Consider the following 13,992-nt stretch of genomic DNA (forward strand, 5'->3'; position numbering starts at 1 on the left):
GGCGCGCGTTCCCGGGACGGTAGGGACTATGCTGTAGCGGCGGCCCACGCGACGCCTCCCTGGCCCAGCTTCCGGTACCTGAATCCACCGCACAGCGCGGCGCCGATGGCGCCGGCGAAGATCGCGTCCGCATGCGTCACGACTTCGAGCGGGGCGCTGGTCTTGCCCGCCTTCTTGGCGAGGCCGTCGCGCAGCGCGCCGAGCAACCCGACGTCCGACGCGAGCCCTCCGCTCACGAACGCGGGGCCGTCGAACTGGAGCGAACGCAGCAGCCGCACGAACCGGTCGGCCATGCTCTCGTGCACCCCGCGCAGGATGTCCTGCGTCGTGATTCCGCGCGACACCATGTTGATGACGTCGGTCTCCGCCAGCACCGCGCAGATCGAGCTCACCTTCTCCGGCTGCCGCGCCTCCAGCGAAAGCTGCCCGATCTCGTCGTGTGAGACGCCGAGGTAGCGCGCGATGTTCTCGAGGAACTGGCCGGAGCCGGACGCGCACTGGCTGGTCATCTTGTAATCCAGCACGCGGCCGCGCGCATCCATCGCGACGGCGCGGGTGTGCAGCGCGCCCACGTCGAGCACCGCGCGGGCGCGCGGATCGAGGAACAGCGCGCCGCGCGCGTGGGTGGTCATGCCGTAGAAGTGTCCCGTCGCGAATGGAAAATCCGCTCCCTCGCCGGTGGTGGCGACGTAGTGGATCTCGCCCACGTCCGCCGCCGACACCGCGGCCTCGAACACCTCGTCCACGACCTTGGCGACTTCCCGCCGCCGGATGCGCGCCGACTCCTGCGACAGGACCGTTCCATCGATGTCGCCGTCCGTGGACATTATCGCCACCTTGACGGCGCCGCTGCCCGCGTCGATTCCTGCCGAGATGTGTGTCATGCCGCTATCCTGCTGGCGAAGAGCGCCGCGCCAAGCGCGCCCGTGTAGATGCTGTCCGGGGAGATGTTGAGCGTCCGCTCGCCGTAGTTCTCTCCGACGAGATCACGAATCGCGTGCACGGCGGCGGGATTCTTGGCGACTCCGCCGGTGAACGTGAACTCGTCGGACACTCCCCCGGAGCGGGCCAGCAGGCTCATCGCGCGAATGACGATCGCGCGGTGCAGCCCGGCGAGAATGTCCTCGCGCTTCTCGCCGAGCCCGAGACGCTCCCGCAGCTCGGCGCCGGCGAACACGGTGCACGTGGAGTTGATCTTCACGCACCGCTTCGATTGCTCGGCGAGCGGCCCCAGCTCGTGCAGGCCGAGGTTCATCTCGTCGGCGATGTAGCCGAGGTAGCGACCGCAGCCGGCGGCGCACCGGTCGTTCATCTGGAAGTTCGTCACGATCCCCTGCTCGTCCACCTGGATCGCCTTGGTGTCCTGTCCGCCGATGTCGAGGACCGTGCGCGTGCCGGGGAACATCGCGTGCGCGCCGAGACCGTGACACAGGATCTCGGAGCGGATCTGTTCCTTCGGGAAGGGGAGGCGCGCGCGACCGTAGCCGGTTCCCACCGTGTACGACGGCTCGAGGTCCCTGGCCACGGCGTACTCGACCGCGTCGGCGAGCCCCGGCGGGTTGCCCACGCGCCGCAGCGCGTCCCCGATGTGATCGCGGAAGTCGAGGTCGAGCGGCTCGTTCTCCACGCGGATGATGCACTTGTCGTACACGCCCACCAGCCGGTCGAAGCTGACGCCCGCGGGATCGGCGAGCTGCTCGGCGATACGCATGAACGCCGAGCCCGCCGCGTCGCGGAAGAAATCGGAGCGCAGCATCGGCGGCTGCTTGAAGCGCTGCTCCTCCTCCACCGCGATCCGCCGGCAGATCTCCTCGATGCTCGCCCTGAACGCGGACTTGAGGTGGTCCGGCGCCGAGCGCTCGGTCTCCTCGAGCATCAGCTGCTCCAGCCTGCGCAGCTGCTGGAGTATCTGCTCCATCACGAAGGCGCGGCGCAAGCGGCTCACCATCGCCGCCGTCTCCGTCGCCTGGAGCTGCTGCTCGACGAGGCCGAAGCGCGCGTTGATGAATCCCTCCGTCCTCGCCACCGCGGCCGCGAGGTCGTAGTTGGAGCGCGAGTTCGTGATGCCGCGCCCGAGCACCTCGCAGTTCTCGTCGAGGATGACCGCCTTGGTGGTGGTCGAGCCCAGGTCTATGCCGACGACGCAGCTCATGCTGTCTTCCCGAGTCGCCGCGCGTCGATCATCTGGAAGTAGCTCTCCAACCGGTTCTTGATGTTCGCGGCGGAGAAGTAGCGCGGATCCACCAGGTCGGACTCGATGAACGCTCCGGGTATGCCGGTGCGCTTCTCGACTTCGCGGAGGATCATCAGCTGACCCGCCGAGAAGGAATTGCACGATTTCACCGAGTTGATCAGGAATCCGTCGGCCTGATATTCCTCGATGTAGCGCGAGATCATGTCGATCCGCGACGGCAGGTTCAGGTTGGTGTAGCAGCCGCTGCAGTAGTCGGCGAGGGTGCCGAGCGGATCGTCCGGATCGTGCCGGAAGCCGAAGTCGTACGTGCCGCCGACTTTCGTGTACGTGGACGCGACCACGACTGCCTTCTCGTCGGAGAACATCTTCCAGAAGTCGCGGAACGACGTCCAGTTCGGCGGGCCTTCGACGACCAGGCGATAGCGCTCCCCCTCGAGCGGTCCGTCGGGGGTGATCGGTCCGAGCCCGAGCGCCGCGCGCTCCTCGACTTCCGCCCGCAGGGTCCGGTAGTACTCGACGCCCTCCTCGGTTCCGCGGAACGCGCTGAAGATCGGGCCGACGTAGTACACGGTGCCGAAGTAGCCGTCGATCGGACTCGGCCTGTTCTTTCCGGCCTGGAGCACGGCCACCAGGTCGTCCTCGGCTTGCGCGGACAGCGCGAGATTATGGCGCAGCTTGTCTTCGTCGTACTTGCGGCCGGTCGCTTTCTCGAGCGCGGGAATCACCTGCTCCCTGAGCTGCCGCAGCATGTAGCTGCGATGCTCCGGCTCGAGCACGCCGTCACCCTGATACGGCACATGGAACATGACCGTCGGGCAGTCGTATTCCTCGCGCAGCAGCTCGAACCACTTCATGAACGTGTAGCAGCCCGTGTACGAGAGTAGCAGCAGGTCCGGCTTCGGCAGCTTCAAGCCGCCCGGACCCAGGTTGCCCGAGCGCATCATCCCGATGTCGCACTTCACGTAGGTGCAGACGTCCTCCGAATGGCCCGCGCGCTCCGCCTCCGCGATGTAGTCGCCGGACAGCTTGCGCATCCCCGACTGCAGCGCGTTGATCTCCGGCAGCACCGGCAGCGCGTCGAAGGAGCGGATCAGCTCGGTGAGATTCCCCGGAACGAATGTGTACACCACCGGCTCGCCCGTCTCCGGAGCGCGGGCCAGCCGCTCGAAATGGCGCGCGATCATCTCCTTCTGCAGCAGCATCGAGCGGTCTTTCAGCGCTTCGGCCATCAGGCGGCCCCCCAGAGCTTGATCGAGTCGGCGAACGTTCCGGCCTGCTCGCGGAATTGCTGGAATTGTCCGGTGTTCTCGGCGTACTTGAACGCGATGCACGGGATGCACGCCTTCTCCGCGCCGTTGCGGAGCATCGGCTGGTCGAGCAGCGCGGGGTCGCAGAAGCTCGGCGTCGCGAAGATGATCCCGTCGGCGCCGGCGGCGGCGACGCGCTCCTGCATGACGCGCTTCTTCCCCAGCGGATCGCTCTCGTACAGCACCGACGTGCACTGGTCGCTGGAGACGAACGCCTCCGCGAGCGCGCGCACGGGATCGCCGTCGAGCGGCACGTCGCGGAGGAGGAACCGGTTGCCGAGGAGGAAGTCGTCGTCCACGACGTAGCATCCGGCGCGCTCGATCGAGATGATGAGGCCCAGCGGCGGCTGCTCGCAGAAGGCGCCGACCACCACCACGCGGCTGTTGTCGCGCGGCCGCCCGGGCTCCGCCTCCACCGCGGCGAGGTACTCCCGCGCCAGCTCGATGAATTCTTCCGGGGGAATCATCTCCCCCGCGCGAAGCAGCACGTACAGCTCCTCGCTTGGCAGGTCCCACGGGCGCTCGCGGCGCGCCGTGTACAGCGCGCGAACCATCGCCCTGGTCTGGTTGTACAGCTCCACCGACGCGCGCAGGTCGGCGTCAGTCGGGTGATGGCCTGATACGGCTCCGAGGTCGTCCACGAGCCGCCGAAGCTCGCTCTCCCAGAAGTCGGCTCCCACCTCCCTGTCCGGGGTCTGCGGAACGTCGATGTAGCGGACGTACGCTTCGGGGTAGAGCAGCTTCCACATCCCCGAGAGGTTGCGGATCACGTCGCATGTCGACGGGAACAGCACCGCCGACAGCATGTCCAGCCGCCCGGACTGCGCCAGCTCGATGACCGAGCGCGGCAAATGACAGATGTAGGACTGGTAGAAGGCGTCGCCGCGGATGATCTCGAGCCGGTCGCCGCCGCCGTGGATGCCCACAGGCAGCAGCCCGCACGCGTGGATGATCTCGCGCGGCACGTACACGGGCAGGTAGCCCGCCGCCTTGCATCCCGGATGCTCGGCGAGCCAGCGGCGGACGGCACCGAAGTCGAGGTCGTCGTAGATGTCGCGGGCCTTTTCCACCAGCGCGGCGCGCGTCGGGGCGTGTCCAGCGGCCATGCCCAACCTCCCTCTCGAATTTCGAACGGACGTTCGATATACTACATATGGGCTTGGCCGGCGGCCGGTGTCAATAGCGATTGCTCCAGCCGCCCCTGGAACGCACGTTGAGCCTCAGATCAACCGGAGAACTCGGCCGTGGGATACCGCTTCAGTGGTTTCCAGATCGACAAGATCGGAGTCATCGGGTCCGGGCAGATCGGCCCCGACATCGCGCTGCACTTCGCCAAAGCGATGCACACCCGGGACGTCCCCGTCGTCGTGGTGGACGTTTCCGCCGAGGCGGTCGAGCGCGGGCGCGCCAAGGCCGACCGGAAGATCGCCAAGGGTCGGGAGAGCGGCGCATTCACCCCCGAAGCCGCGGAGAGCATGGCCCGTCTCCTCTCGTTCACCAGCGACTACGAGCAGCTGCGCGGCGCCGGCCTCGTCATCGAGGCGGCCACCGAGAACCTCGAGGTGAAGCGCCGCATCTTCGCGGAGCTGGAAGAGCTGTGCGGACCCGAAGCGATCCTGGCGTCCAACTCGTCGCACATCGAGCCGGACGAGCTTTTCGCGGAGCTCGGCACGCGCGCCCGCGCGCTGGTCATTCATTATTTCTTCCCGGCGGACCGCAACCATCTGGTGGAGATCATCCCGGGAAGCCAGACCGCGCCCGTGCTGGTCGACGCCCTGCTGGCGCTGTACGAGGAGATCGGCAAGGTGCCCGTCAGGGTCGGCGGGCGGTACGGCTTCGCCGTGAACCCCGTGTTCGAGGGGCTATTCCTCGCCGCGGCCCTCGCGGTGGAAGCCGGCCTGGGCTCCGTCAAGGAAGTCGATGCCGCGGCCCGCGCTGCACTCGGCATGGGGGTGGGGCCGTTCACGGCGATGAACCTCACCGGCGGCAACCCAATCACCGATCACGCGCTGGACGAGATGACGTCGAAGCTGGGACCGTGGTGGCGCTCGCCGCAACTAATGAAGGAGGCGATGGCCTCCGGCAAGCCGTGGGACGTGCCCGGGCGGGACGAGAAAGTCGAGCTGTCGCCGGAGCGGGAGGAGCGGATCCGCGACACCATGCGCGGCGCGTACTTCGGACTCGTGGGACAGATACTCGACAGCGGAATCATCTCTCTCGCCGACCTCGAGGTCGCGGTCGAGACCGGGCTCGCGATGCGGGCGCCGTTCGAGCTGATGAACGAGCTGGGAGCTCCCCGGGCGCTGGCGCTGGTAGAAGCGTACGCCGCGGATCATCCCGGCTTTGCCGTGCCGCGCTGCATCTCGGCGCAAGCCAGCGCGGGGCGGCCGTTCCGCGTCTCGCACGTGCTCAGGCGCGACACGGGCGACGTGGCCGTGCTCACGATTCGCCGCCCGCGGGTCCTCAACGCGCTCAACGAAGACGTGTTCGAGCAGCTGTACGAACACTTCGTCGCATTACGTTCGGACCCGAGAATCGCAGCCGTAGTGCTGACCGGTTTTGGCACGAACTCGTTCGTCTCCGGCGCCGATGTGAACTTCCTGGCGCGGATCGAGAGTCCGGTGCACGGCACGAAGACAGCGGACCGTTCGAAGCGCGCCGGGAATCTGATCGAGCAGCTGGGGAAACCCGTCGTGTGCGCGCTCAACGGCTCGGCGTTGGGAGGGGGCAATGAGCTCGCCATGTGCTGCACCGCGCGCGTCGCGCGCAAAGGTCTCGCACTGGCGGCCGCACAGCCCGAAGTGAACCTCGGCATCATCCCCGGCGCTGGTGCGACCCAGCGCCTCCCGCGACTGGTGGGGATGGAGAAGGCCGCCGAGATGCTGCGCACGGGGCGTGGCCTGTCGGGAGCGGAGGCGGTCGCATGCGGCCTGATCCGCGAGGAGGTGGACGGCAACGTCGTGGAGCGGGCGATCGAGCTCGCGCGCGCAGCCGCCCGTGGCGAGGTCACGCTGCCGGTGCTCGATCCAGGCCCGATGCCGACGCCCGCGATTCTTCCCCCGGTAGAGATAGGACACCGGAGCCGGGCCATCGACGGACTGCTGTGCCGCGCGCTACTCGAAGGCTGCAACCAACCGCTTGCCGACGGCCTGCAGGTCGAATCCGAGATGTTCGGGGCGTGCTGCGCGACGGAGGACATGCGGATCGGCGTCGGGAACTTCCTCGCCAACGGCCCGCGGTCGAAGGCGGAGTTCGTGCATCGGTGAGCTGATAAGAACGAATTCCCGAGAAGCACGGTTTCTCCGCGCAGGCCTATGTTCGCGAGGACCGGCGGGGTCGCGATCCGAAATGGCACGTTCCGGTGTGGTCCCACACCGCCCGGCACGCCGAGTATCGTCGTCATCTCCGATTCCGCGGTGTGGCCCGCACAAATGCGTCGTACGGCAGATGTTATCGGGCGGGAAGGGGAGCGGATTCGGGGATCAGCGCGGCATGTATAGGGGAATCCCTGTCGGAAAATCAGGTTAAGGCCTGGAGTGCTGACTGCCGCCGCGTCCTATCGTCTGGGCGTGACAATCGGCGCGGGGGCCGGACATTGGTCGTCGCGAGCTGGTTCGCATGATCATCACGCGGAGGGCGTGCGATGTGCCTGGGCATTCCTGGCAGGATTGTCGAGCTTCGGGACGACGGCGGATTTCCCATGGGAGTGGTGGACTTCGGCGGCGTGCGGCGCGAGGTGTGCCTGTCGTACGTGCAGGCCGACGCCGGCGTGGGGGACTACGTGATCGTGCACGTCGGCTTCGCGATCTCGAAGGTCGACGAATCCGAGGCGCGCCGCACCTTCGAAGTGCTCCGTGAGATGAGCCGACTCGACGAACTCGACTGGATTGGCGAGGTGGCCGATGCGGCGCTCGCCGGCCAATCCGCTGCGCCCGCGCCGGGCGGAGCTACGCTGACCCAAGGAACCTGACCATGGCAACCACCGCGGCAGCGCGGGGCCGGGCACCGTGAAGTACCTCACCGAGTACCGAGACGCGACGATCGCGCGCCCGCTGATCGAGCGGATCAAGCGCACGGCCACGCGCCCGTGGACGCTCATGGAAGTGTGCGGTGGCCAGACGCATACCATCGTGCGGCAGGGGCTCGACGAGCTGCTCGAGGGCGCGATCGAGATGATCCACGGACCCGGTTGCCCGGTGTGCGTGACCCCGCTCGAGCAGATCGACAAGGCGCTCATGCTTGCCGCGCGTCCCGACGTGATCTTCACCTCGTTCGGTGACATGCTGCGCGTGCCGGGCAGCGACTGCGACCTGCAACAGGTTCGCGCGCGCGGCGGCAACGTGCGCATCGTGTACTCGCCCCTCGACGCGCTCGAGATCGCGCGTCGCAACCCGGACCGCGAAGTGGTCTTCTTCGCCGTCGGGTTCGAGACCACGGCCCCCGCGAACGCGATGGCCGTCTGGCGGGCCCGCGAGCTCGGCGTGCCGAACTTCAGCGTGCTCGTCTCGCACGTCACTGTCCCGCCCGCGATCAGCGCGATCATGCAATCGCCGGACAACCGCGTGCAGGGGTTTCTCGCCGCCGGCCACGTCTGCGCGGTGATGGGATGGACGGAATACGAGCCCCTCGCGATGCGATATGGCGTCCCGATCGTCGTCACGGGGTTCGAGCCGCTCGATATTCTCGAGGGGATGCTGATGGCGGTGCAGCAGCTCGAGGCCGGCCGACACATCGTGGAGAACCAATACGTGCGCTCCGTGCGGCGTGAGGGAACGCCGGCGGCCCGCATGCGCGTGCAGGAAGTCTTCGAGCTCGCCGACCGGAAATGGCGCGGCATTGGGGAGATCCCGATGAGCGGCTTGCGGCTCCGGCCGGAGTTCGCCGCCTTCGACGCGGAGCTGAAGTTCGGCCTGGGCGACGTTCACGTGAACGAATCCTCCGAGTGCCACGCCGGCGAAGTGCTCACGGGAAAGCTCAAGCCGCCGCGATGCCCCGCGTTCGGCACCCGCTGCACTCCCGAGCGCCCCCTTGGCGCGCTCATGGTATCCACCGAGGGTGCGTGCGCGGCGTACTACCATCTCGCGAAGTACCGCGAGTCCGGCGACCCCGCGGCGGCAGGAGCGGTGTCGTGACGGCCGTGAGTTCGGTCACGCTCGCCTGCCCGGCGCCGCTCGATGCTTCCGACCGTGTGCAACTGGGCCACGGCTCCGGCGGGAAGATGAGCGCGGCGCTGCTTCGCCAGCGCTTCCTTCCGGCGCTCGCCAACGAGGCCCTGGCGCAGCTCGGCGACGGCTCGGTGGTGAATGTCGCGGGAGTCGAGGTCGTGGTCTCGACCGATACGTTCGTCGTGAGTCCGCTGGAGTTCCCGGGAGGCGACATCGGGTCGCTCGCCGTGCACGGCACGCTGAACGACGTCGCCATGATGGGGGCGCGGCCCGTGTGCCTGACGGCTGGCTTCGTGCTCGAGGAAGGGCTCCCTCTCGATATCCTCGACCGCATCGTTCGCTCGATGGCGGATGCGGCGAGCCTGGCGGGGGTGCCCGTCGTGGCCGGTGACACGAAGGTCGTGGAGCGCGGCAAGGCCGATGGTCTCTACATCAATACCACTGGCATCGGGGCGGCCGACGCGCGATTCCGCCCGGCGCCGGAGCGCGCGCGGGCCGGCGATGCAGTGATCGTGAGCGGCGCCATCGGCCGCCATGGCATGGCGATCATGGCCGCGCGTGAAGGGCTGGCGTTCGAGACGACGATCACCAGCGACAGTACCTGCCTGGTCGGCCTCGTCGAGCGCCTGCGCACGGCGCGCGTCGACGTGCACGTGCTGCGCGATCCAACGCGCGGCGGCGTGGCGAGCGCGCTCAACGAGATCGCCGCAGCATCCGGGGTCGGTGTCGAAATTGACGAGACCGTACTTCCCGTTCCGGACGACGTACGCGCTGCGTGCGAAGTGCTCGGGCTCGACCCCCTTTATGTAGCCAACGAGGGCATCCTGCTCGCCTTCGTCCCCGCCCGCGACGCCGAGCGTGTGCTGGCGGCGCTGCGCTCGCACCCTCTGGGTGCAGGCGCGCTCCAGATCGGCCGCGTGATCGCGGCGCACCCCGGCGTGGTGGCCCTGCGCACCTCGCTTGGCGGTACACGCATCGTTGACCTTCTGCCGGGGGACCAGCTCCCTCGCATATGCTAGGGGAACATTTCACTCCGGATTCACGGCGATTCGCGGTGCGCGGATAACCCGTACGTCCATTCCTCCTTTCCCTTACAGTCGCACCGCCCATCGTGTCGTAAGGTGACTCACGCCATCCCGAGGTTCCGATGATGACTCCCTCCGCGTACGCTTGGACCGAAGGTGAAACCCTGGCCCAGCATTTCGAATCGCACGGTGTCTCGCGCCGCGATTTTGTGAAGTTCTGCAGCGAGATCGCTGTCGCACTTGGTCTCGGGATCGCCGCCGGCCCGCGCATCGCCAGGGCGCTCGAATCGGTGAAGCGGCCGAGCGTCATCTGGCTGCAGTTGCAGGAGTGCACCGGCTGTGTCGAGAGCGTGCTCCGCACCGCCGACCCGACCATCGGCGATCTTCTCCTCGACGTCGTATCGCTCGACTACAACCACACGCTCATGGCGAGTGCGGGCGACGCTGTCGAACGCGCCAGGCAGAGCGCGATGGCCGCCAACAAGGGGAAGTACATCCTCGTCGTCACTGGGTCGATCCCCACGAAGGAAGACGGGATCTACACGGTGATTGGTGGGCGCACCGCCGAAGATCTCTTGCGAGAAGCGGCTGACGGCGCCGCCGCGATCCTTGCCGTCGGCGCGTGTGCGCACTGGGGGAGCGTGCAGGCTGCGCGTCCCAACCCGACGGGCGCGGTGGGCGTGCGCGACATCATCAAGAACCGGCCGATCGTGAACATCGCGGGCTGTCCACCCATCGGGGATGTGATCACCGCGACGGTCGTGCACTACCTGACGTTCGGGCGCCTGCCGGCCGTGGATCGCGAGGGGCGGCCCCTCTTCGCCTACGGCAAACGAATCCACGACCAGTGCACGCGCCGCGCGCATTTCGACGCAGGACAGTTCGTCGAGTCGTTCGACGACGAGTCAGCACGCAAGGGATGGTGCCTGTACTCCGTGGGATGCAAGGGCCCGGCGACGTTCTCACCGTGCCCGATCTTCCAGTGGAATACGCGCACGAGCTGGCCCATAGGCGCCGGCCATCCCTGCATCGGCTGCACCGAGCCGCACTTCTGGGATACGATGACGCCCTTCTACGGGCGCCTCCCGAACGTTGGCGGTTTCGCTGTTGAACAGCGCGTCGACACGATCGGTGCCGCGCTCGCAGTCGGTGCGGCAGCAGGTGTCGCGGCACATGCAGCCGCCACTGTGTTCACGCAGATCAGGCGCCGCAAGGCGACCCACCAGGTGCCGGAGACCGGAACCGAAACGGAGAATGACGATGGCTAGAACCAGGGTTGTCGTTGATCCGATCACCCGCATCGAGGGCCACCTGCGCATCGAGGCGCAGTCCGAGAACGGGAAGATCGCGAAGGCGTGGGCGTCGTCAACGCAGTTCCGCGGCATCGAGATCATCATGCAGGGGCGCGACCCGCGCGACGCGTGGGCCTTCACCCAGCGGATCTGCGGCGTGTGCACCGCCGTCCACGCCATAGCGAGCTGCCGCGCTGTGGAAGACGCGCTGAACATCAGGATTCCCGCAAACGCGAACACCATCAGGAACCTCGTGCACGGGATGCAGTTCATCCAGGATCACGTCGTCCACTTCTACCACCTGCATGCGCTCGACTGGGTGGACGTGGTGAGCGCGCTCTCGGCCGACCCTGCCGCGGCGGCGAAGATCGGGCAATCGCTGTCGCCATGGCCGAATAATGGAGAAGCCCAGCTGCGAGCCGTGCAGACTCGACTCAAGCAGTTCGTCGGCACCGGCCAGCTCGGCATCTTCACGAACGGCTACTGGGGTCACCCGGCGTACAAGCTGCCACCCGAGGTCAATCTGCTCGCGGTGTCACACTACCTCGAGGCGCTCGACTGGCAGCGCGACGTGATTCGCCTCCACACCGTGTTCGGCGGCAAGAACCCACATCCGAACTTCCTGGTGGGCGGCATGGCGTCGGCGATCAACATTGACAGCACCGCGACGATCAACGCCGAGCGCATCACCGACCTCACGGGGATGATCACGCGGGCGCGGGCCTTCGTCGAGCAGGTGTACTGGCCCGACCTCGTCGCCATCGCCGGCTTCTATAAAGATTGGGGCGCCATTGGCGGTGGCGTGCCCAACTTCCTCGCGTGCGGCGAGTTCCCCGAGGCTGACGTGCGGGACCTCGACTCGCTCTACTTTCCGCGCGGGATCATCCTCGACAAGGACCTCACGAAGGTCCACGAGTACGACCCGCAGAAAGTCCGCGAGTACATCCACAGCTCCTGGTACGAGTATGAGAAAGGAGACGCGGTTGGGCTGCATCCTTACGAAGGGGAAACGACTCCGAAGTACACCGGCCCCAAGCCGCCGTGGACGTATCTGCAGGACGAGACCAAGTACACGTGGATGAAGGCGCCGCGGTACGACGGGCGGGCGATGCAGGTGGGGCCACTCGCCCGGATGCTCGTCGCATACGCGAGCGGCCATAAGGATGTCCAGGCGATGGTAGGCGAGACCCTCGGCAAGCTGAACGTCGGTCCCGCGGTTCTCTTCTCCACGCTCGGGCGCACCGCTGCGCGCGGAATCGAAACGGTTCTGCTCGCGCGCAAGATGGAACAGTGGCTCGGCGAACTCACCGGCCGCATTCGCAACGGCGATGTCGCCACGTTCACGAAGGACAAGTGGGAGCCGGAGTCGTGGCCGGCGAAAGCTGAAGGCTACGGCTATCTCGACGCGCCGCGCGGAGCGCTTGGTCACTGGGTGCAGATCGCGGACGGCAAGATCGCCCGCTACCAGTGCGTAGTGCCGTCCACCTGGAACTGCTCGCCGCGTGACGCGCAGGGACAAGCGGGTCCGTACGAGGCGTCGCTGGAGGACAATCACCCGCTCGTCGACCCCGAACGGCCGCTCGAGATCCTGCGGACCATTCATTCCTACGATCCGTGCATGGCGTGCGGCGTCCACGTACTCGACGCTACGGGCAGGGAGGTCGTGGAGGTGAAAGTGCAATGACCGCCCGCGGAGAATCAGCAACGGGATCGCGGCGACCCGGGTTGTTTGGTCTTGGGCGCGGACTTTCCCGCGAGCGAGGCAACTTCACCTGGGTGTACCTGTGGGGTGCGCCACTTCGTGCCATGCACTGGGTCGCGGCAGCGTGCATCGTCGTGCTGATCGTGACAGGATTCTACATCGGTCGCCCGTACTTCATGACGTCGGGAGAGGCGAGTGCCCACTATCTCATGGGCCGCGTGCGCTTCACCCACTTCACTGCGGCTGCAGTGCTCGTCATGACCGGCATCGTGCGCGTCTACTGGCTCTTCGCGGGAAACCGTTTCGAGCGATTCCCGGCGCTCTTCCCCGTGACGCCGAAGAACCTCAGGAGGACAGTACGAACAGCGACCGCGTACCTCACCTTCCGTCCGGAAAAACAGTCGAGCATGGTAGGGCACGAGCCCCTGCAACAGTACGCGTACACGATTCTCTATCTGATGACGATCGTGACTGTCGTGACAGGGTTCACGATGTACGGACAATCGAATCCGGGCGGAATCATCTTCCGAGCGTTTGCGTGGGTCCCGCCGCTCCTCGGCGGACTCCAGGTCGTGCGGCTCGTTCACCACGTGCTGGCCTGGGGTTACATCATCTTCGCTGTGCTACACGTCTATTTCACGCTTCGCTCCGACTACGTCGACCGCGTAGGAAGGGTGTCGTCGATCATCACCGGCGGCCGTTACGTGTCAACGGACGAGACGTACGAAGACTACGATATCAGCAAGGTGCCGGCGCATCCGTGGCCGACGCCCGAGCACCCTGATCCGAAGAAGGACGCATGAGCGGCAGCGCCGTGATCGGTCTGGGCAATCCGCTGATGGGCGACGACGGTTTCGGCCTCGTTGCGCTCGCGCGCCTTCGCGACGAGTGGACGCTGGAAGGCGTCGAGCTGGCCGACGGTGGCACGTGGGGAATGTCCCTCCTCCCGTTGATCGAGGACTCCGACCGTGTGGTGCTGCTCGACGCCATCGCAGCGGACGCCAAGCCGGGTGATGTCGTCGTGCTCGAGCGCGACCGGCTGCCGATCTACCTCACCCGCAAGCTTTCCCCGCATCAGATAGACATGCGTGACGTCCTCGCGACCGCTGAGTGGCGCGGCAACCTTCCGACAGAGACGGTCGCGATCGGTGTCCAGCCGCTGTCGGTAGAGATGTCACTCGAACTCAGCCCGGAAGTGGATCGCGCTGTGGACGCCGCGATCGGAGCTGTGATCGCTCGCCTGGTGCAATGGGGGCATCGCTGCTCGCCTCGCGAACCGGCGGCGTCGTGCATGAGATGAGTCTCGC

The 13,992-nt window shown here is 66.9% G+C and carries 12 protein-coding genes; 8 read left to right on the plus strand and 4 right to left on the minus strand.

The genetic code is table 11. The features are described 5' to 3' along the window. Window positions 1–26 precede the first annotated feature (26 nt). From bcrD to bcrC, 4 genes are read right to left on the minus strand one after another with little or no spacing between them, the layout of a single operon-like run. Complete coding sequence (gene bcrD / locus WEA80_02900; protein MEX1185512.1) at window positions 27–884, minus strand: benzoyl-CoA reductase subunit D; 858 nt, start codon at window positions 882–884, stop codon at window positions 27–29. Further along, window positions 881–2,152 (minus strand): benzoyl-CoA reductase subunit A, encoded by a 1,272-nt coding sequence (gene bcrA / locus WEA80_02905; GenBank protein ID MEX1185513.1) that lies wholly within the window; start codon window positions 2,150–2,152, stop codon window positions 881–883. The genes bcrD and bcrA overlap by 4 nt, the downstream gene beginning before the upstream one ends. Then, window positions 2,149–3,423 carry a benzoyl-CoA reductase subunit B gene (bcrB, locus tag WEA80_02910; protein ID MEX1185514.1) on the minus strand — a complete coding sequence of 425 codons (1,275 nt, stop codon included), beginning with the start codon at window positions 3,421–3,423 and terminating at the stop codon, window positions 2,149–2,151. Before bcrB ends, bcrA begins: the two co-directional genes overlap by 4 nt. Beyond that, window positions 3,423–4,607 carry a benzoyl-CoA reductase subunit C gene (bcrC, locus tag WEA80_02915; protein MEX1185515.1) on the minus strand — a complete coding sequence of 395 codons (1,185 nt, stop codon included), beginning with the start codon at window positions 4,605–4,607 and terminating at the stop codon, window positions 3,423–3,425. The genes bcrB and bcrC overlap by 1 nt, the downstream gene beginning before the upstream one ends. A gap of 138 nt (window positions 4,608–4,745) precedes the next feature. Between bcrC and WEA80_02920 the strand changes: the two genes are divergently transcribed. From WEA80_02920 to WEA80_02955, 8 genes are all read left to right on the plus strand, one after another. After that, window positions 4,746–6,767 carry a 3-hydroxyacyl-CoA dehydrogenase/enoyl-CoA hydratase family protein gene (locus tag WEA80_02920; protein ID MEX1185516.1) on the plus strand — a complete coding sequence of 674 codons (2,022 nt, stop codon included), beginning with the start codon at window positions 4,746–4,748 and terminating at the stop codon, window positions 6,765–6,767. Window positions 6,768–7,144: 377 nt separating this feature from the next. Then, window positions 7,145–7,471, plus strand: a complete 327-nt coding sequence (locus tag WEA80_02925; protein MEX1185517.1) for a HypC/HybG/HupF family hydrogenase formation chaperone — start codon at window positions 7,145–7,147, stop codon at window positions 7,469–7,471. 37 nt (window positions 7,472–7,508) lie between these two features. Beyond that, a complete protein-coding gene (gene hypD, locus WEA80_02930) occupies window positions 7,509–8,633 on the plus strand; it encodes a hydrogenase formation protein HypD (protein ID MEX1185518.1) in 1,125 nt (374 codons plus the stop codon). Then, complete coding sequence (gene hypE / locus WEA80_02935) at window positions 8,630–9,685, plus strand: hydrogenase expression/formation protein HypE (GenBank protein MEX1185519.1); 1,056 nt, start codon at window positions 8,630–8,632, stop codon at window positions 9,683–9,685. Before hypD ends, hypE begins: the two co-directional genes overlap by 4 nt. A gap of 131 nt (window positions 9,686–9,816) precedes the next feature. Then, the gene (locus WEA80_02940) at window positions 9,817–10,959 is read left to right on the plus strand and encodes a hydrogenase small subunit (protein MEX1185520.1); all 1,143 of its coding nucleotides are present in this window, start codon (window positions 9,817–9,819) and stop codon (window positions 10,957–10,959) included. Then, complete coding sequence (locus WEA80_02945; protein MEX1185521.1) at window positions 10,952–12,667, plus strand: nickel-dependent hydrogenase large subunit; 1,716 nt, start codon at window positions 10,952–10,954, stop codon at window positions 12,665–12,667. The genes WEA80_02940 and WEA80_02945 overlap by 8 nt, the downstream gene beginning before the upstream one ends. Next, on the plus strand, window positions 12,664–13,488 hold the full coding sequence (gene cybH / locus WEA80_02950) for a Ni/Fe-hydrogenase, b-type cytochrome subunit (protein MEX1185522.1): 825 nt from the start codon (window positions 12,664–12,666) through the stop codon (window positions 13,486–13,488). Before WEA80_02945 ends, cybH begins: the two co-directional genes overlap by 4 nt. Beyond that, a complete protein-coding gene (locus WEA80_02955; protein MEX1185523.1) occupies window positions 13,485–13,985 on the plus strand; it encodes a HyaD/HybD family hydrogenase maturation endopeptidase in 501 nt (166 codons plus the stop codon). The genes cybH and WEA80_02955 overlap by 4 nt, the downstream gene beginning before the upstream one ends. Window positions 13,986–13,992: the final 7 nt, after the last annotated feature.

The sequence above is a fragment of the Gemmatimonadaceae bacterium genome (assembly GCA_040882285.1).
Classification (GTDB): Bacteria; Gemmatimonadota; Gemmatimonadetes; order Gemmatimonadales; family Gemmatimonadaceae; genus JACDCY01.